Annotated in this window: 18 protein-coding genes; 7 read left to right on the top strand and 11 right to left on the bottom strand. The window is 63.3% G+C overall.

Going from position 1 to position 20,883, the window contains the following annotated elements; all coding sequences use genetic code 11:
* Positions 1-220: 220 nt before the first annotated feature.
* Complete coding sequence (locus tag MJ639_RS15045; protein WP_243374489.1) at positions 221-733, bottom strand: DUF2244 domain-containing protein; 513 nt, start codon at positions 731-733, stop codon at positions 221-223.
* A 20-nt stretch (positions 734-753) separates the two neighbouring features.
* Here MJ639_RS15045 and nth point away from each other — a divergent pair, with 20 nt between their 5' ends.
* The gene (gene nth, locus MJ639_RS15040) at positions 754-1,497 is read left to right on the top strand and encodes an endonuclease III (RefSeq protein ID WP_243374486.1); all 744 of its coding nucleotides are present in this window, start codon (positions 754-756) and stop codon (positions 1,495-1,497) included.
* Here the strand turns inward: nth and MJ639_RS15035 are convergent.
* Together MJ639_RS15035 and MJ639_RS15030 are read right to left on the bottom strand one after the other, a co-directional pair.
* Positions 1,494-1,739, bottom strand: a complete 246-nt coding sequence (locus MJ639_RS15035) for a hypothetical protein (RefSeq protein ID WP_243374484.1) — start codon at positions 1,737-1,739, stop codon at positions 1,494-1,496. The two genes, nth and MJ639_RS15035, sit on opposite strands and share 4 nt — an antisense overlap.
* 3 nt (positions 1,740-1,742) lie before the next feature.
* Positions 1,743-2,540 carry an undecaprenyl-diphosphate phosphatase gene (locus MJ639_RS15030; RefSeq protein WP_243374481.1) on the bottom strand — a complete coding sequence of 266 codons (798 nt, stop codon included), beginning with the start codon at positions 2,538-2,540 and terminating at the stop codon, positions 1,743-1,745.
* Positions 2,541-2,719: 179 nt separating this feature from the next.
* Here MJ639_RS15030 and MJ639_RS15025 point away from each other — a divergent pair, with 179 nt between their 5' ends.
* Both MJ639_RS15025 and queG read left to right on the top strand, forming a co-directional pair.
* A complete protein-coding gene (locus tag MJ639_RS15025) occupies positions 2,720-3,412 on the top strand; it encodes a glutathione S-transferase family protein (RefSeq protein ID WP_243374479.1) in 693 nt (230 codons plus the stop codon).
* A gap of 26 nt (positions 3,413-3,438) precedes the next feature.
* The gene (gene queG / locus MJ639_RS15020; RefSeq protein WP_243374474.1) at positions 3,439-4,557 is read left to right on the top strand and encodes a tRNA epoxyqueuosine(34) reductase QueG; all 1,119 of its coding nucleotides are present in this window, start codon (positions 3,439-3,441) and stop codon (positions 4,555-4,557) included.
* Here queG and olsB read toward each other — a convergent pair.
* Positions 4,545-5,468 carry a l-ornithine N(alpha)-acyltransferase gene (olsB, locus tag MJ639_RS15015; RefSeq protein ID WP_243374473.1) on the bottom strand — a complete coding sequence of 308 codons (924 nt, stop codon included), beginning with the start codon at positions 5,466-5,468 and terminating at the stop codon, positions 4,545-4,547. The genes queG and olsB overlap by 13 nt on opposite strands.
* A gap of 133 nt (positions 5,469-5,601) precedes the next feature.
* Positions 5,602-7,134: a YifB family Mg chelatase-like AAA ATPase gene (locus MJ639_RS15010; RefSeq protein ID WP_243374469.1), complete on the bottom strand. Its 1,533-nt coding sequence runs from the start codon at positions 7,132-7,134 to the stop codon at positions 5,602-5,604.
* 492 nt (positions 7,135-7,626) lie between these two features.
* Here MJ639_RS15010 and MJ639_RS15005 point away from each other — a divergent pair, with 492 nt between their 5' ends.
* Complete coding sequence (locus tag MJ639_RS15005) at positions 7,627-8,082, top strand: response regulator (RefSeq protein ID WP_243374468.1); 456 nt, start codon at positions 7,627-7,629, stop codon at positions 8,080-8,082.
* 9 nt (positions 8,083-8,091) lie between these two features.
* Here MJ639_RS15005 and mutS read toward each other — a convergent pair whose 3' ends face one another.
* Entirely contained in the window at positions 8,092-10,818 is a 2,727-nt protein-coding gene (gene mutS, locus MJ639_RS15000) for a DNA mismatch repair protein MutS (protein WP_243374467.1), read from the bottom strand.
* Between the two features lie 150 nt (positions 10,819-10,968).
* Here mutS and MJ639_RS14995 point away from each other — a divergent pair, with 150 nt between their 5' ends.
* Complete coding sequence (locus MJ639_RS14995; protein WP_243374464.1) at positions 10,969-13,260, top strand: NADP-dependent malic enzyme; 2,292 nt, start codon at positions 10,969-10,971, stop codon at positions 13,258-13,260.
* Between the two features lies 1 nt (position 13,261).
* Here the strand turns inward: MJ639_RS14995 and MJ639_RS14990 are convergent, their stop codons facing one another.
* On the bottom strand, positions 13,262-14,005 hold the full coding sequence (locus tag MJ639_RS14990; RefSeq protein ID WP_243374463.1) for a sulfite exporter TauE/SafE family protein: 744 nt from the start codon (positions 14,003-14,005) through the stop codon (positions 13,262-13,264).
* Positions 14,006-14,246: 241 nt separating this feature from the next.
* On the opposite strand from MJ639_RS14990, the gene MJ639_RS14985 reads away from it, so the two are divergent.
* Positions 14,247-14,867 carry an HAD family hydrolase gene (locus MJ639_RS14985; RefSeq protein WP_243374461.1) on the top strand — a complete coding sequence of 207 codons (621 nt, stop codon included), beginning with the start codon at positions 14,247-14,249 and terminating at the stop codon, positions 14,865-14,867.
* 41 nt (positions 14,868-14,908) lie between these two features.
* A complete protein-coding gene (hrpB, locus tag MJ639_RS14980; protein WP_243374459.1) occupies positions 14,909-17,374 on the top strand; it encodes an ATP-dependent helicase HrpB in 2,466 nt (821 codons plus the stop codon).
* A 143-nt stretch (positions 17,375-17,517) separates the two neighbouring features.
* Here the strand turns inward: hrpB and MJ639_RS14975 are convergent, their stop codons facing one another.
* From MJ639_RS14975 to aroA, 4 genes are all read right to left on the bottom strand, one after another.
* On the bottom strand, positions 17,518-17,895 hold the full coding sequence (locus MJ639_RS14975; RefSeq protein WP_243374457.1) for a methylglyoxal synthase: 378 nt from the start codon (positions 17,893-17,895) through the stop codon (positions 17,518-17,520).
* Positions 17,896-17,904: 9 nt separating this feature from the next.
* On the bottom strand, positions 17,905-18,711 hold the full coding sequence (locus MJ639_RS14970) for a DUF1194 domain-containing protein (protein WP_243374455.1): 807 nt from the start codon (positions 18,709-18,711) through the stop codon (positions 17,905-17,907).
* 79 nt (positions 18,712-18,790) lie between these two features.
* Positions 18,791-19,414: a (d)CMP kinase gene (gene cmk / locus MJ639_RS14965; RefSeq protein ID WP_243374447.1), complete on the bottom strand. Its 624-nt coding sequence runs from the start codon at positions 19,412-19,414 to the stop codon at positions 18,791-18,793.
* Between the two features lie 8 nt (positions 19,415-19,422).
* Entirely contained in the window at positions 19,423-20,769 is a 1,347-nt protein-coding gene (aroA, locus tag MJ639_RS14960) for a 3-phosphoshikimate 1-carboxyvinyltransferase (protein WP_243374446.1), read from the bottom strand.
* Positions 20,770-20,883: the final 114 nt, after the last annotated feature.

Here is a 20,883-nt window from a genome sequence, read left to right as displayed (position 1 = left end):
GCGCCGGAGCGATGAGGCCGGGATCGAGAAAAGCCGCGCGCGGGAGGCTTTGCGCTTTCCGAGCCCGGGCGGGTTCTCCCGTCCCGACCCCCTTTCGCGCGCTCCGCTCGAGTTCGCGAAGCATGAATGCCTCCCGCGCTTCCCCTCACTGAGGGTCGTGGACAGGATCGTCGCTGACAACTCGTCCCGTTCGGGCGCGAGGAGAAAAGCCATGCCCGGTTCAATAGCCCCGCTTCACATCCGCCAGCGCCCGGCTGAAAGCATCCGCCAAGGTCTCCCGCTCTTCCGGCGAGAGATCGCGGGCGATTACGACATGCTCGTTCCGGGACGTGAGCGCCAATTTCTGCAGGCCGAACTCGTCGTCCACCTCCCGGTCGAGACGCGTCCAGAGAGGATTGAACAGCCATTCGCGCGCCTCGCCGCGCTCGCTCACCTTGCGCAGGAGCAGGCGGATCGGCGTCAGCTCCAGAAGCTCGAAGGCCTGGCCCTGCCGGTAGCTAATGCGGAAGGCGATGTAGAGGCCGAGGAAATCGAGGCCGAAGAAACCGGCGACGGGCCAGAAGCCCATGATGACGAAAGGAAGGCTGGCAATGACGGAGGTGAGGCAAACCAGCACCATCACGATCCTGAAGCCTCTCAGGCTCAACGACCGGTGCGGGCGGATGATGGCCGAGAAGACCGGCTTCTCGAACCGGTCGGCATCATCGTCGAATGCTGCCTTGCTGCCTGCCATGGTCCAGATATAACGCAAATATGTCCGACCTGAAGTCCGCCTCCCGCCGCAAATCGTCACCGAAATCGAAAGCCGCCATTCCGGCGAAGGCCGTAAAGGCCGCCGTTCGCCTGCGCGTGCCCAAGCCCGTCGACAAGGCGACGATGACCGAGATCTTCCGCCGTCTCCATGAGGCGAATCCGGAGCCCAAGGGCGAGCTCGATTACACCAATCCCTATACGCTGCTCGTGGCGGTCGCGCTCTCCGCGCAGGCGACCGATGTGGGCGTGAACAAGGCGACGAAGGCGCTGTTCCGCATCGTCGATACGCCGAAGAAGATGCTCAAGCTCGGAGAGGATGGGCTGAAAGAGCACATCAGGACGCTGAACTTCTACAACACGAAGGCGAAGAACGTCATCGCGACGGCAAAGCGCCTCGTGGAAGAGTTCGGCGGCGAGGTGCCCAATTCCGTCGAGATATTGGAAACGTTCCCAGGCGTGGGACGAAAGACCGCGAGCGTCGTCGTCAACATCGCCTTCGGCGATCCGCGGGTCGCGGTGGACACGCATATCTTCCGCGTCACGAACCGCCTGCCGCTCGCCAACACCAAGACGCCGCTGGAAACGCAGGAGGTGCTCGAGAAGCTGATCCCGAAGGAGTATCGGCTTCACGCCCATCACTGGCTGATCCTGCACGGGCGCTACATCTGCAAGGCGCGCAAGCCCGAATGCTGGCGCTGCCCGGTCAACGACCTCTGCCGCTATCCGGACAAGACGATTCCCTAAGGCTTCAAGCAGCGCGGCGCCCTGGGTACGCAGGCGATGCCGGGCGTCGAACAGGCGAGGCCCTGTGCGCTGCGCGCGCAAACGATGCAGCCGTCCGTCCACTCGGAGCAGGTGGGCTCCCGCACGGCCTGACCTTCGCTCTGCGGCAGGGCCGAAGCGGCCGCGATCACGGCGAACGCCACGATCACGAGCGCGATGATTGCCGCCATCAGAACCGCGAAGAACTCCGTGCGCTCCATCATGCGTCACCCGAAGGCGATGAGGCCGGCAAGGCCCAACGCGCCGACGATGATGCGCCAATAGGCGAAGGGCGTGAAGCCGTGGCGGGAGATGTAGTCGAGCAGCATGCGCACCACGAGGAAGCCGGCGATGAAGGCGGCGATGAAGCCCGCCACGATGGCGGTTACGTCGTCCGCAGAGAGGATCTTGTAGTTCTTGAGGAGATCATAGACGAAGGCGCCGGCCATCGTCGGCATGGCGAGGAAGAAGGAGAACTCCGCCGCCGCGCGCTTCGACGCACCCATCAGCATGGCGCCTACGATGGTGGCGCCAGAACGCGACACGCCGGGGACCATCGCAAGGCACTGAAGAAGGCCGATCTTCAGATACATCGGCAGGGGAAAGCGCGTTGCGTCGTCCTGCGTCGCCGTCAGGGGCATGCGGTCGACCAGCAGCAGCACGAAGCCGCCGGCAATCAGCGTCATGCAGACGATCCAGGGATTGAACAGCACTTCCTTGATGAAGCCGTGCAGCACCGCGCCGATGAGGGCGGCTGGCAGGAAGGCGATCACGACGCCGATGACGAAGCGCCGTGCATCCGGATCGTAGGGCAGGGCCTTGGCGATGGTCAGCAGCTTGTTGAAATAGACCGAGAGGATCGCCAGGATCGCGCCGAGCTGGATCAGCACCTCGAAGGTCTTGCCCGTCGACTCGAAGCCGAGGAAATGCCCCACGAGGAGCAGGTGGCCGGTGGAGGAGACCGGCAGGAACTCGGTCAGTCCCTCGATGAGGCCGAGAAAGAGCGCCTCGATGATGTGTGCCATCGTTGAAAATCCTAAAACCGGCGCCAGATGCAGGGGCGCTCCCGGGCGTGTCAAGAAAGCATTGCAAGCGCAATGCTGTTTCCATGCGCTCAGAACATGAGATTCACCAAAATTCCTTACCGCCCGTTAACAAAGCGCGGCCTTATTGTCGCCGCTTGTTTCGCGTCAGACATTTTTTCATGGCCACCCTGCATTCCTACCCCTTCTGCCCGCATTCCCGGTTCGCGCGCCTCGTTCTGGCCGAGACGGGCCTCGAGCCTGATCTGGTCGAGGAGAAGCCGTGGGATCGGCGCATCCCGTTCCTGGAGATCAACCCGGCGGGCAATCTGCCGCTCCTGGTGGAGGATGGTGGCTTGGCCGTTCCTGGCGCCAGGGGTATTGCGGATTACCTGGACGACGCGAAGGGCGAAGCCTTGCAGGACCGCAGGCTCCTGCCGCAGGAATTGGCCCAGAGGGTCGAGGTTCGCCGCCTGCTCGACTGGTTCCTGGGCAAGTTCCACGACGAGGTCACGGATTACCTCGCCACGGAAAAGATCTATAAGCGCTTCATGCCCGCGGATCTGGGCGGCGGTCCGCCGGATATGAGCGCGATTCGCGCTGCGCGGACCAATGTGCGATATCACTTGCAATATATCGGATTTCTGATTTCGAAGCGGAATTGGCTGGCCGGCGACCAGATGACCTATGCGGATCTGGCGGCGGCTGCCCATCTCTCAGTAGTGGATTATCTCGGCGACGTGCCATGGGAAGAGAACGAAACGGCCAAGCATTGGTACGCCCGGGTGAAATCTCGGCCGTCGTTTCGCGCGCTCCTGGCGGATCGGGTACCGGGCATGGCGCCGGCGGATCATTACGACAATCTGGATTTCTGACAGACGAGGCGCTCAAGCGCGCCTTCGTGGAGCGCGCGAAGGAAATCGGGTTCGACACAATCCGCATCGCGTCGCCGGATTCGATTCCACTCGCGCCAGAACGGCTGAAGGCATGGCTGGAGGCGGGCCATCACGCTTCCATGGATTGGATGGTGGACACGGCTGAGCGACGCGCCGATCCACGCACGCTCTGGCCGGAAGTGCGCAGCATCATTCTGCTCGGCGTGAATTACGGGCCGACCACGGATCCTCTCGCAACGCTCTCGCAAAAGGATCGCGGCTCGATCTCGATCTATGCCCGCAACCGCGATTATCACGATGTCATCAAGGGCAAGCTGAAGGAGATCGCAGGCTTCCTCGCAGCCAAGGCGTCGTCCGATGTGAAGGTGTTCGTCGATACCGCGCCGGTGATGGAGAAGCCTCTCGCGGAGGCGGCAGGTCTCGGCTTCCAGGGCAAGCACACGGTCATCGTCTCGCGCGAGTTCGGCAATTGGCTGTTCCTGGGAGCGATCTTCACGACGGCTGAATTGCCGGTCGACGAACCGGAGCGCAATCATTGCGGTTCGTGCCGGCGCTGTCTCGACGTCTGTCCCACCAATGCGTTTCCCGCACCCTTCCAGCTCGATGCGCGACGTTGCATCTCGTATCTCACCATTGAGCACAAGGGGCATATCCCGGAAGACCTGCGCAAAGGCATCGGCAACCGCATCTTCGGCTGCGATGATTGCCTCGCCGTCTGTCCTTGGAACAAATTTGCGCAAGCAAGCCGCGAAGCAAAGCTCATGCAGCGCGAGGACCTTGCGGCCCTGCCGCTTGCGGAATTAGCGCGGCTCGACGATCCGACTTTCCGCACGCGCTTCTCCGGCACGCCGATCAAGCGCACGGGTCGCGACCGCTTCATCCGCAACGTGCTTATCGCCATCGGCAATTCCGATGATGCGGGGCTTGCTGACGAGGCGATAAGTCTTCTCGCAGATGAATCGCCGCTCGTGCGCGCCATGGCCGTTTGGGCCTTGGGCCGATTGCTCCCCCGCGAGGCGATCATGTCTCTGAGCGCGAAACACGCCGAGCATGAAGACGATGCCGATGTGCGCGAAGAATGGCGCCGTATTCTGTCAGCGAATGAGGATGCTCACGCCGCGTGACGATTCGCCGCCGGACCGAAATGGTCGATGTAGCGCGGATTGATGGCGGATACGGGCAGAATGACGAGCACGTCGGTCGTGCCGAATTGCTTGTCGATCACGGCGCCCGTGCCGAAGGTTGCGCCCAGGCGCAGATATCCCTTGATCAGCGGCGGAAGCGCATGAAGCGCCGCCTTCGGATCGACACCCTCCTTCGGGAGGATGTCCATCGCGGTAAAGCGTTCAGGCAAGGCTCTCGCCTGCCACTCGGCAGGAGCGGCGGCATAGTGATGAAGGAAGCTCAGCGGAAGGGCGATGTCCTTCGGGTTCGTGCCCTCGAGGCTGGCGCAGCCGAGCATCACGTCGATCTTGTAATGGAGCACATAGGTCCAGATGCCGTGCCACAGCAATTCGACGGTGCGCTTGTTGCGGTAAGGCTCGAGTACGCAGGAACGGCCGAGTTCGAGGAAGCGCGAGCCGGCATGCTTCTTCAGCAGCGGCGCGATGTCGTATTCGCCCTTGGTGTAGAAGCCCTCATGACGCTCGGCCACATCCTGCCGGAGCAGGCGATAGGTGCCGACGACCTTCGGCTTCGTGCGCCCGAGGCGCTTGCCCTTGGTGTCATGATCGAGAACGAGAAGGTGATCGCAGATCCAGTCGTACTCATCCACGTCGCGGCGCGAGAGCATGGAGGCTCCCTGCGGCACGGCGGACATCTCCTCAAAGAAAACCTTGAAGCGCAACTTCTGCGCGCGGCGGATCTCCTGCGCCGTTGTCGCCAGGCGCACTTCCAGGGAGCCGATGCGGCCGAGAACCGGATCGAGATTGCCGTAATCGCGGACCGTGCGTCCGACCATCTTGCGGAATCCCTTCAGGCCAGGGATCAGCGCAGGCTTCAGGGAAGAGATCGTTCCATTCAGCGAAGAGGTCATCGTGGTCTCGTGGGCCGGTCGGTTGAAGAATGTGCCGGTCTTTCGCCGTGACATAGTCATTATTTCAAAAGGTTTTGTGACAAAGTATATCGCCATTTCAGGCCCTGTTCACAAGATCGGCCCGCTCGATTTATCAAGCGGCGGAACGACGATCCGCATGGGCGCGATAGGACAAGGCCTCCGCCACGTGGATGCGCCGGACCTGATCTTCCCCGTCGAGATCTGCAAGCGTGCGGGCGACTTTCAGTACCCTGTGAAAACCGCGCGCCGAGAGGCGCATGGCATTGGCGGCGTCGCGAATAAGCGACAACCCATCCGAATCAGGCTGCGCCACCTCTTCCAGAAGGGCCGGCGGGCAAGCCGCATTGGTGGTGATGCCTTTTTGGAGCGAGGCGTAGCGCGCCTCTTGCCGCTTGCGGGCGACGGCCACGCGGGCGGCGACCTGGGCTGAGCCTTCCTCGGGAGGCGGCAGGATGAGATCGGCGGCCGTCACGGCAGGCACTTCGATCGCAAGGTCGATGCGGTCGAGAAGCGGGCCCGAGAGCCGGGCTTGATACTGCGCGATGCAGCGCTCGTTCGGCTGACGGCGACAGACATAGCCGGGCTCCGTCGCCTGTCCGCACCGGCAGGGATTCATGGCTGCCACGAGCTGGAAGCGCGACGGATAAGTCACCCGGTGATTCGCCCGCGCGATGAGGATCTCGCCGGTCTCCAGGGGCTGGCGCAGGGAATCGAGCACTTGCGGCTGGAATTCCGGCAACTCGTCGAGGAAGAGAACGCCGTGATGGGCAAGCGATGCTTCGCCCGGACGGGCATTGAGACCGCCGCCGACGAGGGCCGCCATGGAGGCGGAATGATGCGGCGCCCTGAAGGGGCGGCGGTTCGATAAGGCGCCGTCCGCCAGAAGCCCCGCTACTGACTGGATCATAGAGACTTCCAGCAGTTCGCGAGGGGAGAGGGGCGGCAGGATCGAGGGCAGGCGCTGGGCCAGCATGGATTTGCCGGCACCGGGAGGACCGTTCATCAAGAGGTTATGACCACCAGCGGCTGCGATCTCCAGGGTCCGCTTAGCGCTTTCCTGCCCCTTGATGTCGCGCAGGTCCGGCAGGGCGCCGGAGGCGGGCATGATGGCGGGCTCCGGCCGGCTCATCACCTGCGTGCCCTTGAAGTGATTGGCGAGCTGGATGAGTGAGCGGGGTGCAAGGATGTCCAGTTCGCTGCTCGCCCAAGCGGCCTCGGAACCGCAGGCTTCCGGGCAGATCAGCCCGTGCTGCCGCTCGACGGCGGCCATGGCCGCCGGGAGCACACCGGCGACCGAGGTAATGGAGCCGTCGAGGGCGAGTTCGCCCAGAACCGTGAAGCCGCTGAGCGCATCGCTTGGCATTGCACCGATAGCGGCCATGACGCCGAGAGCGATGGGAAGGTCGTAATGGCTGCCTTCCTTGGGCAGGTCGGCGGGGGCCAGGTTGACGGTGATGCGCTTGGCCGGAAGGGCGAGCCCCGAGGCGATGAGCGCCGAGCGCACGCGCTCCCGGGATTCCGCCACGGCCTTGTCGGGCAGGCCAACAATGGTGAAGGCCACCGTGCCGGGGGAAATCTGCACCTGCACGTCGACTGCGCGCGCCTCGATTCCCTCGAAGGCGACTGTTGAAACGCGCGTGACCATCAGGCTCGACCTCCTTGAACCGAGCCCTGACTCTAGCGCGGCCATATGGAATGGGATAGTGTTTCACCTGTGTGAAACGACTCTATCCAAGCCTTCCGGAAAGTTTTCGGAACCCTCCCGGCCTTACGACGTTGAGTCACGCTATGCCGGCAAAAGGGCTTCAAGCCCTATCAAGGGGATGATCCTCTCAACAAGGGAGAGCGACGATCATGGCAAAGGACGCTGCCAGAGTCAGGGTACTGCGTGCGCAGGAAGGCGCCGCTGTCCCGAATGCCTGAGCGCCCATCATGCTGATACGATTTCATTCCCCCCAAGATGTCCAAGAACTCACATTTCCCGACGAGAGATTTCTGCCGTTGACGATCCCCCAAACCGGTACTGAGACCTGGGCAGCTCCCTTCCACCGGATGGGCGGCCTGTTGACTTGCTTCAAGGCGGTGCCAGGTATGGCAATTGATCGTCTCTTGCCGGTGGATGCCGAGGAGACACGTGTTGAGTAAGCTGAAGCCTTTGCGCATCCTTATCGTCGAAGATGAGTTTCTGATCGCGCTGGAACTCGAAAGCCTTCTCCAGGAAGCTGGGCATGAAGTGGTGGGAATCGCGGCTTCTTCTGATGAGGCCGTCGCGCTCGGCCGCGAGTTGTCGCCCGACCTCGCCTTCGTGGACATTCACCTTGCCGATGGCCTGACGGGCATCGATGTCGCCCGCGAGCTTTCCGATCGGCACCACGTCACCGTGCTGTTCATGACCGCCAATGCCAAGCGGATCCCTGAGGATTTTGCCGGTGCGCGCGGCGTGATCGCCAAGCCCTATACTGAGCGTGGGGTGAAGGAAGCTCTTGCCTATGTCACGGCCGAGCGGGATGAGGATGCTTCCAACACGGATTGGGCAACCTTCATCCCTTTCGATGCCAAGAGCGCCGAAGATAGCAGCTCGAAGTTATCCTAAAGCCTTCCCTTACCGCTGAGCCTTGAGGCGATAGAGGGCGTCGAGCGCTTCTCTCGGCGTCATCTGATCCGGATCGAGAGCATCGAGCGCTTCGCGTAAGATATCCTTCTCCTGAACCTTCGGAGACTCCGCGCGCATGGGCGCCGCGAAGAGCGGCAGGTCGTCGACGAGCGCACGCTTGGGATTTTCGCGATCCGATTTCTCCAGCTCGCTCAGGATCGTCTTGGCTCGTTCGACAACGGCTGAGGGAAGTCCTGCAAGGCGCGCCACCTGGAGACCATACGAGCGGTCGGCAGCGCCCGGCACCACCTCGTGCAGGAACACCACATCGCCGTTCCACTCGGTGACCTTCAGCGTTGCGTTGGAGATGCGCGGCAGGCGCTCGGCGAGCGCCGTCAGCTCGTGGAAATGCGTGGCGAAGAGCGCGCGGCAGCGATTGGCTTCGTGCAGATGCTCGATGGCAGCCCATGCGATGGATAGGCCATCGAAGGTCGACGTGCCGCGTCCGATCTCGTCGAGGATCACCAGGGAGCGCGCAGTGGCCTGGTTGAGGATGGCGGCGGTTTCCACCATCTCGACCATGAAGGTCGAGCGACCGCGCGCGAGATCGTCGGCAGCGCCGACGCGAGAGAACAGGCGATCCACCACGCCGATATGCGCTTCCTTCGCCGGAACGAACGAGCCCATCTGGGCGAGCACGACGATCAGCGCGTTCTGGCGCAGATAGGTCGATTTACCGCCCATGTTCGGACCGGTGATCAGCTGGATATGACCGGCATCCTTGCCGGACAAATCGGAATCGTTGGCTATGAAGGCGGTGCCTTCGCGCTTCAGTGCCGCCTCGACCACGGGATGGCGTCCGCCCTTCACGGTGAAGGCCAGGCCTGTATCGACGAGAGGGCGCGTCCAGTCGAGACGCACCGCGAGGTCGGCAAGCGCCGCCGTCACGTCGATGATCGCGAGCGCCTCGGCCGCCAAAGCGACTTCGCCCGACAGATCGAGCAATTCCTGCGTCATCGCCTCGAACAGGCCGAGCTCGATCTTCAGCGCACGGTCAGAGGCGGAGGCGATCTTCGATTCCAGCTCGCCCAGTTCCTGCGTCGAGAAGCGCATGGCGCCCGCCATGGTCTGGCGGTGGATGAAGGTATCCTTGAAAGGCTCCTTCAGCAGGTCCTCGCCCACATTCTGCGGCACTTCCACGAAATAGCCGATCATGTGGTTGTGCTTCACGCGAAGCGTGCGGCAGCCTGTGTCGTTGGCGTAGCGTGTCTGAAGCGCTGCGATGAAGCGGCGCGAATCCTGCTGCAGCTCGCGCAGCTCGTCGAGATTGGCATCATAAGCGGCACGGATGAAGCCGCCGTCCCGCTTGAGAAGCGGCAGCTCATCGGCGAGCGCCGCCGCGAGCTTATCGGCCACGTCAGTGCGCAGGGATTGAAGCTTCTGCGCATTCGACAGAAGCTCCTTCGGCAGGTTGGGGGCGATGGCGAGTTCGAGGCCGAGTTCGCGTGCGGCGAACAATCCGTCGCGCACGCAAGCCAAGTCGCGCGGTCCGCCGCGTCCGAGGCTCAGGCGCGAGAGCGCGCGTGCCAGATCGGGCGAGCGTTTGAGAATGCGCCGCAGGCGCTCGCGCAGATCGGCGTTGTCGACGAGGAACTCCACCGCATCCTGCCGTGCATGGATCATGCCGGGATCGGTAAGGGGACCTGCGAGACGCTCGGCGAGGCAGCGCGCGCCGCCAGGAGTGACGGTGCAGTCGATGGTGGCGAGCAGGCTTCCCGCGCGCTCGCCGGAGAGTGTGCGCGTGAGTTCCAGATTGGCGCGTGTCGCCGCATCGATGGCAAGCGCCGCGCCGGCATTCTCGCGCGATGGCGGGTTGAGAACCGGGCGGCTGTCGATCTGCGTCTTCTCGATATAGAACAGCACGCTGCCGGCTGCCGTGATTTCGGCAGCACCGAAGGAGCCGAAGGAATCGAGCGTGGCGACGCCGAAATGCTCTTTCAGTCTTCGCTCGGCGGAAGCCGGATCGAGGCCCTCGCGAGAGAGCGGGGTGATGGAGGCGCGCGTCTCGCGCCAGAAACTTACAAGCTCCGGGTCATCATGAATGACATCCGGCACCAGGATCTCGCGCGGCTCGAAGCGGGCGATCTCCGCCGGCAGACCGAGCGCATCGGTCTCGCTCACCACGAAATGGCCGGTGGAGATGTCGACGGCGGCAAGGCCGTAGCACCATTGCGTGTCGGAGACGCGGCGGCGCGCGATGGCGAGAAGAAAGTTGGCGCGTCCCGGCTCCAGCAGGCGCTCTTCCGTAATCGTGCCGGGGGTGACGAGGCGCACCACGTCACGCCGCACCACGGATTTGGAACCGCGCTTCTTCGCCTCCGCCGGATCTTCCGTCTGCTCGCAGACCGCGACCCGGTGGCCCAAGCCGATGAGGCGCTGGAGATAATCGTCCGCCCGGTCCACGGGCACGCCGCACATGGGGATATCCTGTCCCTGGTGCTTGCCGCGCTTGGTGAGCACGATGCCGAGCGACTGGCTCGCGATCTCCGCATCCTCAAAGAACAACTCGTAGAAGTCACCCATCCGGTAGAACAGCAGACTGTCCGGATTGGCGGCCTTGATCTCGATATATTGCGCCATCATGGGCGTGACGCGGTTATCCGAGGCCGGCTTTGGGCCGGCGGTGCTGGTCTCTTCGGTGGTCTCGGGGGCTTGGTACAGGGCTTGCGACGACATCCGCCTTATGTAGCAAAGCCTGCCCCGCCTTTCACCCGTATCATCGCCTTGGAAGGAGGGGTGTGCACAAGTCTTGAGACGAAAGGTCCTAGGCCTTAAGGTCGCATCCCCTTCGAATAATGAGCCTCCAGGCCAAAACACGGCAGTTCCATGACCGACGAAACGCCCCCGACCCGCCGCAAACGCCCCACCTTCACCGATCAGGAAGCCTTGCAGTTCCATGCCCAGGGCCGGCCCGGCAAGCTCGAGGTGGTGCCCACCAAGCCCATGGCGACCCAGCGGGACCTGTCGCTGGCCTATTCGCCCGGCGTGGCGGTGCCGGTTCTGGCGATCGCGGAGAACCCTTCTCTCGCCTTCGATTACACCACCCGCTCAAACATGGTGGCGGTGATCTCGAACGGCACGGCGATTCTGGGCCTCGGCAATCTCGGCGCATTGGCGTCCAAGCCGGTGATGGAAGGCAAGTCGGTTCTCTTCAAGCGCTTCGCAGATGTGGATTCCATCGACCTCGAGGTCGACACAGAAGATGCGGATACCTTCATCAACTGCGTGCGCTATCTCGGCCCCTCCTTCGGCGGCATCAACCTGGAGGACATCAAGGCGCCCGAGTGTTTCATCATCGAGGAGCGCCTGCGGGAACTCATGGACATTCCGGTCTTCCATGACGACCAGCACGGCACAGCGATCATCGCGGCGGCGGGCCTCATCAATGCGCTGCACCTCACAGGCCGCGATATGGCGAAGACCAAGCTCGTGGTAAACGGCGCGGGCGCGGCCGGCATTGCCTGTACGGAATTGCTGAAAGCCATGGGATTTGCACCCAACAACGTGATCCTCTGCGACACGAAGGGCGTGATCTACAAGGGCCGCACGGAAGGCATGAACCAGTGGAAGTCGGCCCATGCCGCCGACACGAACGCGCGCAGTCTGGCCGATGCCCTGAAGGGGGCGGATGCGGTGTTCGGCCTTTCCGCCAAGGGTGCCTTCTCGGACGACATGATCCGCTCCATGGCGCCGAACCCGATTATCTTCGCCATGGCCAATCCCGATCCGGAAATCACGCCGGAGGAAGTGGCGCGCATCCGTGACGACGTGATCATCGCCACGGGCCGCTCGGATTATCCGAACCAGGTGAACAACGTTCTGGGCTTCCCTTACATCTTCCGTGGCGCGCTCGACGTGCAGGCCACCACGATCAACATGGAGATGAAGGTCGCAGCCGCCCAGGCGCTTGCGGAACTCGCCCGCGAGGACGTGCCGGACGAGGTGGCTGCCGCCTATCAGGGCGCGCGCCCGCGCTTCGGCCGCGATTACATCATTCCTGTGCCGTTCGATCCGCGCCTGATCCACACGATTCCGATGGCGGTGGCGAAGGCTGCGATGGATACGGGCGTTGCGCGCCGGCCCATCATCGACATGAAGGCTTACAAGGCGCATCTCTCCGCCCGCCGCGATCCCGTGGCCGGCACCCTCAACCGCATCTTCGAACGCGTGCGCAAGATGCCCAAGCGCGTGGTGTTCGCGGAAGGCGAGGAGGAGAAGGTCATTCGCGCCGCCCTGTCCTTCGTCAATCAGGGGCTTGGCCGCGCCATTCTCGTGGGACGCGAGGAGCGCATCTTCGAGACGGCGGCTCAGGCCGGAATCGATCTCGAGGGTCGCGAAGGCATCGAGATCCACAATGCGCGCCTGTCTTCCCGCAACAGCACCTATGCGCAGTTTCTCTATGAGCGCCTGCAGCGCAAGGGCTATCTGTTCCGCGACTGCCAGCGCATGATCAATCAGGACCGCAACCACTTCGCGGCATCCATGGTGGCGCTCGGCGATGCGGATGCCATGGTGACAGGCGCTACGCGCAACTATTCGACGGCCCTTGCGGACGTGCTGCACGTCATCGATCCGAAGCCCGGTCATCGGGTGATCGGCGTGTCGCTGTGCCTGGCGCGCGAGCGCACGGTGCTCGTGGCAGATACGGCCATTCATGAAATGCCGAGCGCGCAGGAACTTGCCGAGATTGCTATCGAATCCGCCGGTGTCGCTCGCCGGCTCGGCTACGAGCCGCGCGTCGCTCTTCTGTCGTTCTCTACCTTCGGCCATCCCCGCGCCGAGCGCGCCGAGAAGATCCAGGAGGCCGTGCAGATCCTCGACGGCATGCGTGTCGATTTCGAGTACGACGGAGAGATGGCGGCGGATGTGGCGCTCAACCGCGATCTGATGGCGCAATATCCGTTCAGCCGCCTCACGGATACCGCGAACGTGCTCGTCATGCCGGCCTTCCACTCGGCATCCATCTCTACGAAGATGCTGCAGGAGCTCGGCGGCGCGATGGTGATGGGACCGCTGGTGGTCGGCCTCGACAAGCCGGTTCAGATCGTCTCGCTCGGCGCCACCGACAACGACATCGTCAACATGGCGGCACTCGCGGCCTACAATATCGGCGGCTGATTCAGCGTAGGCCCTGCGCGATGAGAAGGACGCCGCCACAGACGATGGCGGCGTCGAGAATGGCATTGTGAATATGGATCGGCAGGGTTTCTGTCAGGCGCTTGGCGATGAATGCGCCTGGCGCTGCCGATAATCCGACGATCAGCGCCATGATCCAGGATGAGACCGGCAAAGCGCCGAAGAATTGAAAGACGCCGGTTTTCGCAAAAGCCAGAAAAATGGAGATCACGGCATCGGTTGCGATGACGGCGCGCCCATTGAGGCCGGATGCCATGAGGATCGAGAGCAGGACCACGCCGGAACCTGATGTTCCGCCAACGAGAAGGCCATAACCTGCACCCGCAGCGGCAAGGCCGCTGCCCGATAATTCCGCTTTGAGATGCTTCAGGATAAGCCTTGTCGGCACCATGAGCACCAGAAAGCTGCCGATGACAATGGCGGCTCCTCTTCCTGTGAGAAATGTATAGCCATAGGCACCCAGAAGGCATGTTGGCAGCGCCATGCAGCCGACGATAAGGGCCTTGCGCAGGTCCATATCCTTCCAAAAGGCAAGGACTCGACTGCTGTTGGTGAATAAGGCCGAAAGCCCGATGATGGGGACGACGGCTTCCGCACCCACGAGGGGCGTCAGGACTAACGGCATCAGGAGGCCGGTGCCATATCCTGCAACCCCGCCGATGGTGCCGGCCATCAGGGCGCAGAAGGCTACGAGGGCGTATTGCAGGATCGAGACGGATTCGATCATTTTCCTCAATCCAATGAGCAGGCAAACTTCTCTTTTCTCCTGCCGCTAGGAGAATAAGCGATAAGGTAGCGGCTATGACAGAGGTTGGTCCCTCTGAGGGCTATTTATGCCAAGCTAAAGTGCCAGAGTCGCTCAGGCTTCAGAATTCGTTCATCGAAGAGGCTGTTGAGTTGGCCGTTCTTCAGAGTGACTTCTTTGTACCTGAAGGATCAAGAACGACAGACAATCATGAGGGGTTATCTTGAGCTTTCGGCAACCTAAGACAGTCGTGTTCGATATCGGCAATGTCCTGCTGCGCTGGGACCCACGTAATCTCTATCGCCAGATCTTCGACGATGAGACGGAGATGGAATGGTTTCTCGGCAATGTCTGCACTCATGACTGGAACGTGGAGCAGGATCGCGGTCGTGACTGGGACGAAGCTGTTGCCCTTCTCGTGAAGGATCATCCCAAGCACGAGAGCGCAATCCGCGCTTTCCATGATCGCTGGACGGAGACGGTGTCCGGCGTTTTCGAGCAGAACGTCGCGCTTCTCCATCGATTGCGGGAAGCAAAGGTGCCGAATTACTGCATCACGAACTTCTCAGGCCCCAAGCTCGTCCTGGCGCAGCAGCGCTTCCCGTTCCTCGCCGGGTTCGACGGCATCATCGTTTCAGGCGATGAGCGCCTCTTGAAGCCCGATCCCGCCATCTACCATCTGCTCCTCGACCGCTATGGTCTTGAGGCCGAGGATTGCGTGTTCATCGACGACTCGCGCGCCAATATCGAGGCGGCGCGGGGCGTGGGCATGCATGCGATCCATTATCCCGATGAGACGGTCGATCTGGCCGCCGAGCTCCGCCGCTATGGCTTTCCGGTCTAAGAACGGCTTGCTCTTCTGCCCGGGTTGAGCCATCAGGCGGCATGCGCAGCTTCGACACGTTCCTTCCCATCGATGCAGTTCTCGGGTCTCTGACCGAGAGCCTGCAGGCGCGCGCCAATGCGGTGCTGGTGGCCCCGCCCGGCGCGGGTAAGACGACGCGTGTGCCCCTGGTGCTGCTCGACGAGCCCTGGGTGAAGGGTGGAAAGATCATCGTGCTGGAGCCCCGTCGCCTGGCGGCCCGAGCTGCGGCGGAACGTATGGCGCAAACTTTGGGCGAGCAGGTCGGCGAGACGGTGGGCCTGCGCGTGCGCCTCGGCTCCAAGATCAGCCGCAGGACGCGCATCGAGGTCGTGACCGAGGGTGTTTTCGCCCGTATGATCCTCGACGATCCGAGTCTCGACGGCATCGCTGCCGTGCTCTTTGACGAATTCCATGAGCGCTCCCTCGATGCCGATCTCGGCCTCGCACTTGCTCTCGATGCGCAGGGCGGACTGCGCGAGGATCTGCGCCTGCTGGTCATGTCGGCGACGCTCGACGGCGCGCGCGTGGCAAAGCTCATCGGTGATGTGCCGGTGATCGAATCCGAGGGCCGCGCTTATCCGGTGGAGACGCGCTATCTCGGGCGCGATCCCAATCGTCGCATCGAAGAGCAAGTGGCGGATGCCGTCACGCGCGCTTTGCGTGCGGAAAGCGGCTCGGTCCTCGTCTTTCTGCCGGGGCAGAGGGAGATACGACGGGTCGAAACCATTTTGCGTGAGCGCGTGACCGATCCTGCTGTCGATATCGCGCCGCTCTATGGCGCGCTTGATCGTGGCGAACAGGATCTTGCCGTGAGCCCCGCTAAAGCTGGCCGCCGCAAGGTGGTACTGGCCACATCCATCGCCGAAACCTCGCTTACCATCGAAGGCGTGCGTGTGGTGATCGATTCAGGTCTCGCGCGCGTGCCGATCTATGAGCCGAATATCGGCCTTACACGGCTTGAAACTGTGCGCGTCTCCCGCGCTGCTGCCGATCAGCGTCGTGGCCGCGCGGGGCGAATGGAGCCAGGCGTCTCCTATCGCTTGTGGGAAGAAGCCGCGACAGGTGCATTTGAAGCTTTTGCGCGTCCAGAAATTCTCGCCGCCGATCTTGCGCCCTTGCTTCTCGATTGTGCGGCCTGGGGCGTGGCTGATCCCACGTCGCTCGCCTTCCTCGACCCTCCTCCGGCTCCGGCCTTGAAGGAGGCGCGCACGCTTCTGCAGCAGCTCGATGCGCTCGATGAAGAAGGACGCATTACCGATACCGGACGTCGCCTGCGCGATCTGCCTCTGCCGCCACGTCTGGCGCGTATGGTGCTGGTCGCTGGTGAGAGCGGGCAGGCGCGCGACGCGGCCGATCTCGCCGCCGTGCTCGTGGAGCGCGGCCTTGGCGGCGACATGGTGGATCTCACGGAGCGCGTCGAGCACTTCCGCCGCGACCGATCGCGGCGCGCCGAAGACATGCGGCGCATGGCGGAAGGTTGGGCGAAGAGAGAGACAGGTGCTGCGAAGAGCGAGCCGCGCTCCCTGGGTGCCTTGCTCACGCTCGCTTATCCGGATCGTCTCGCGAAAGCGCGCGGCAAACCGGGCGAATATCTGATGGCCAACGGACGCGGCGCCTCAATGGAGGCGCATGAGCGCTTGGCGAAGGAGCCCTATCTCGCCATTGCCGAGATCTCGGGTGGCGCTGCCTCTGCGCGCATTCTCGCAGCGGCTCCTGTCGCGATTGAGGAAATCGAGGCTGCTTTCGGCGAGCATATCGATCAGAAGGACGAGGTTACGTTCGACCGACAGGCCAAGGCTCTTCGTGCGCGCGGCGTGCGCCGTCTCGGCGCGCTCGTGTTCAACGAGCGGCCGCTGAAGGTGCCAGCAACAGAAGAGGCGGCACGGGCGCTGGCCGACGGACTTATGTCGCTAGGGCTCGATGCGCTTCCCTGGTCGAAGGCACTGGCGCAATGGCGCGAGCGAGTGATGTTTCTCCGCAAGGCCGAAGGTGATGAATGGCCCGATCTCTCGGATGAGGCTTTGGTCGCGACGGCTGCGGAATGGCTCGCTCCGCATCTCGTCGGCAAGGCCGGCCTCAACGATATCGGCGCCGATCTGTTGAGTGAGGCCGTGCGTAGTCTTCTGCCGTGGAACCTGCAGCGCCGTCTCGATGCCGAGGCGCCGACGCATATCGAGGTGCCGACGGGTTCGCAGATCGCCATCGACTACAGAGGTGAGGAAGGTCCTGTTCTCGCTGTGCGCGTGCAGGAGCTGTTCGGCCTCGACAAGCATCCCACCATCGCGGCGGGACGCGTGCCGTTGATCCTGCATCTGCTCTCGCCCGCACAACGCCCCATCCAAATCACGCGCGACCTGCCGGGTTTCTGGCGTGGCTCATGGGCGGCCGTGCGCGCCGATATGCGCGGACAATACCCGAAGCATCCCTGGCCCGACGATCCGGTGACTGCGCCACCGACGCGCCGCGCGAAGCCGCGTGGGACTTAAGTGTCTTACCCTGCCTTTGTCCTCATCCTGAGGAGCAGCCACAGGCTGCGTCTCGAAGGAGGTTCCAGAGGGCATTGGAGACGCCTCGCCCTTCGAGACGCGAGCAAGCTCGCTCCGTAAGGCGTGAGGCTTCGTGAATCCGGTTATTCCCGGAATGACTCGATCAGCCGTCCCGCCGTGGCGCGGTTGAGTGCCATGGGGATATCGTAAACGAGCGCGAGGCGCATCAGAGCCTTCACGTCCACATCGTGCGGATGCGGCGAGAGCGGGTCCACGAAGAAGAACAGCGCGTCGATCTTGCCTTCCGCGATCATGGCGCCGATCTGCTGGTCGCCGCCGAGCGGGCCGCTCTTAAGGCGCGTGACCGACAATGCGGGGCAGCGTTCCATGATGCGTCCGCCGGTCGTGCCGGTGGCGAACAGGGCGAAGGGACGAATGTCGTCCTCGTACATGGCGACGAAATCCGCCATGTCGTTCTTCTTGGCGTCGTGGGCCACGAGCGCCAAAGTCAGCTTGTTCATGAAAGGGGCTCAGTTGCTCCAGCGGTCGCGCCACTGCATCTCGCCGGCCAGGCAATTCGTGGGGGACGCACTCTGAATACGTTGAATGAGGGGAGGCTGTTCGGGCATGAGGTTTGCGATCTCAAGCAGGATCTTCGTCTTGATGGCCTCGATGAATTGATCGCGCTCACGGACGGGAACCGTGAAGGCCCCTTGGCCGCCGATCACGCAATCCTTGTAATAGACATCGAGCTCTGAGATGTCGAGATAACCGGGCTTGCGCAGCATGATCGGCAGGCCATTGACGGTGATGCCCTTGGACACCGCTTCGTCACGGGCCTGGACCACGCCCCGGCCCTGGTTGTTGGGTCCATCGCCCGACACATCGATGACTTGTCGCGTGGCCTGAAGACCGCTCTCCTCAATGAGCTTCACGCTGAAATCGATGGCGCTGGAGATCGAGGTGCGCTGCGCGCGTCGCAACGGCGTCGAGGCGATCTTGTCCGCGAAGGCCATGAGGCTCTCGGGATTGTCGAGGACCGTCCAAGGCACGATCACTTTCTGATCCGGCGATCCCGCCCATTCCATGTAGGTCACGGCGACCTTGCCGATCATGCCACTACGGATGGCATCGTGGACCTGCTGTGAGCGGAAGGCCTGAGCGAAGCCTTCGCGCTGAAGCGCCTGCTCGTCGGTATCCATGGAGAAGGAGATGTCGACGGCGATCACGAGGGCGAGGTCGACTTCCGTGTCGCTCTGCGCCTGGGCTGGCGGAGCAAGACATGTCCACAGCAAGGCTAGTCCTGCGGCCAGATGGGTGAGCTTCGAGCGAACCATCGTATTCTCCTTGGCAAGGGAGGCGGACTGGTTCGCTCAGTGTGCCAGCTTCTATACATGACGCAAGGTCACGTTATAGTCAGGCAAGCTTGGCCGTGACGAGATCGAGCGCGGCCCTGAAGGCGGCGTCGGCGTCGAGATGCGTCGTATCGAGAGTGATCGCGTCGGAGGCAGGCTTCAAGGGCGCTGTCGTGCGGTTCATGTCGCGCTCGTCGCGGCGGCGGATATCTTCGAGGATCGTGGCATATTCGGTCTGCTCGCCACGCTTCTGCAATTCCAGGTGACGGCGGCGGGCACGCTCCTCGGGAGCAGCCGTGATGAAAAGCTTCACATCCGCGTGAGGGCAGACCACGGTGCCGATATCGCGCCCATCGAGCACGGCTCCCGGTTCCTGCCCGGCGAACTGGCGTTGGAAGGCGAGGAGAGCATCGCGAACCGGCTGATAGCCCGAGATCACCGAGGCTGCCTCGCCCATCTCGGCACCGCGCAGGCGCGGATCGTCGAGATGGGTCACGTCAAGGCTGAGCGCGACCTCGTGAGCGGCGTCACGGTCGGTCAGGGGGAGCTTCCGATCGAGCATCACCCGTGCAACGGCGCGGTAGAGCAGGCCGGTGTCGAGATGCGCGAAGCCGAAATGCTCCGAGAGACGCTTGCCCAGGGTTCCTTTGCCGGAGGCGGCAGGGCCGTCGATGGCGATGATCATGGGCAGCTTCAATCCTGAATCGTGGCGCCGATTTCGCGCATGAGCGGGATGAAGGTGGGGAAGCTCGTCATGATCATGGCACCGTCGTCCACGACCATCGGCTCCTGGGTCGCCAGTCCCATCACGAGGAAGGACATGGCGATGCGGTGGTCGAGATGGGTTTTCACCGGCTTGCCGCCGCCGCGAACGGTCTTGGCGCCGTGAACGATCAGGTCGTCGCCTTCGATCTCATGCTGGACGCCAGCCTCGGCGAGGCCCGCCGCAACAGCGGCGAGGCGGTCCGATTCCTTCACGCGCAGCTCGTGCAGGCCCTGCATGCGGGTGGTGCCCTCGGCGAAGGAGGCGGCAACCGCCAGGACCGGGTACTCGTCGATCATGGCAGGTGCCCGGCTATGGGGCACCGTCACGCCGGTGAGCTTGCTGTGGCGCACGCGCAGGTCCGCCACGGTCTCGCCGCCCTCGTCGCGCTCGTTCAGGCGCTCGATGGAGGCGCCCATCTCCAGAAGAGTAGTGATGAGGCCCGTGCGGAGCGGGTTCATCATCACGCCCTCGATCACGATGTCGGAGCCGGGGGTGATCAACGCCGCCACCAGCGGGAAGGCGGCGGAGGAGGGGTCGGTCGGCACCACGATATCCGTGCCGCGAAGTTCCGGCTGGCCATGGAGCGTGACGGCGCGGCCATCCGCGCCATGGGGCGCAACCTCGACCGTTGCGCCGAAATGGCGCAGCATCCGCTCCGTGTGGTCGCGGGTCGCCTCGCGCTCGATCACGGTAGTCTTGCCGGGGGAATTGAGGCCCGCCAGCAGGATCGCCGACTTGATCTGGGCCGAGGCCGCCGGGGTTTCGTAGGTGATCGGCAGGGTTTCCTTCGGGCCGCGCAGGGTCAGGGGCACGCGGCCGCCCTCGGCCTCGCTCACCACGGAGACGCCCATCTGCACGAGCGGGTCGAGGATACGGCGCATGGGGCGCTTGCGGAGCGAGGCGTCGCCGTCGAAGGTGGATGTGATCGGGTGGCTGCCGGCCACGCCCATCATGAGGCGCGAACCCGTGCCTGCATTGCCGAAATCGAGAACGTCCTTGGGCTCCACGAGCCCGCCGATGCCCACGCCCTTCACCCGCCAGCGGCCCGGGGCCTCCCGCGTGATGGTGGCGCCGAGCGCCCGGCAGGCCTCGGCCGTGCGCAGCACATCGTCGCCCTCGAGCAGCCCTTCGACTCGGGTCTCACCGATGGAGAGGAGCCCGAAAATCATGGAGCGGTGGGAAATCGACTTGTCGCCAGGAACGCGGATGCGGCCTTTCAAGGCGCTTCCAGACCTGCTGGAGACGGGGGAGGCAGGGCCATGCGCGTGGGACATTCTCTTAATTCCTTGGAGCCTTCTCTTGGAGCCGGGCTCTAACACGGGCTTTTCTCGCCGTCACGCACTAGGTGAGCAGGGGCTGGAAGCGTCTGTGCAATTTCCTATTTGACA

It is taken from the genome of Microvirga solisilvae (genome assembly GCF_022808595.1).
Taxonomy (GTDB): Bacteria; Pseudomonadota; Alphaproteobacteria; order Rhizobiales; family Beijerinckiaceae; genus Microvirga; species Microvirga solisilvae.
This window is presented reverse-complemented; position numbering and strand designations above follow the sequence as displayed.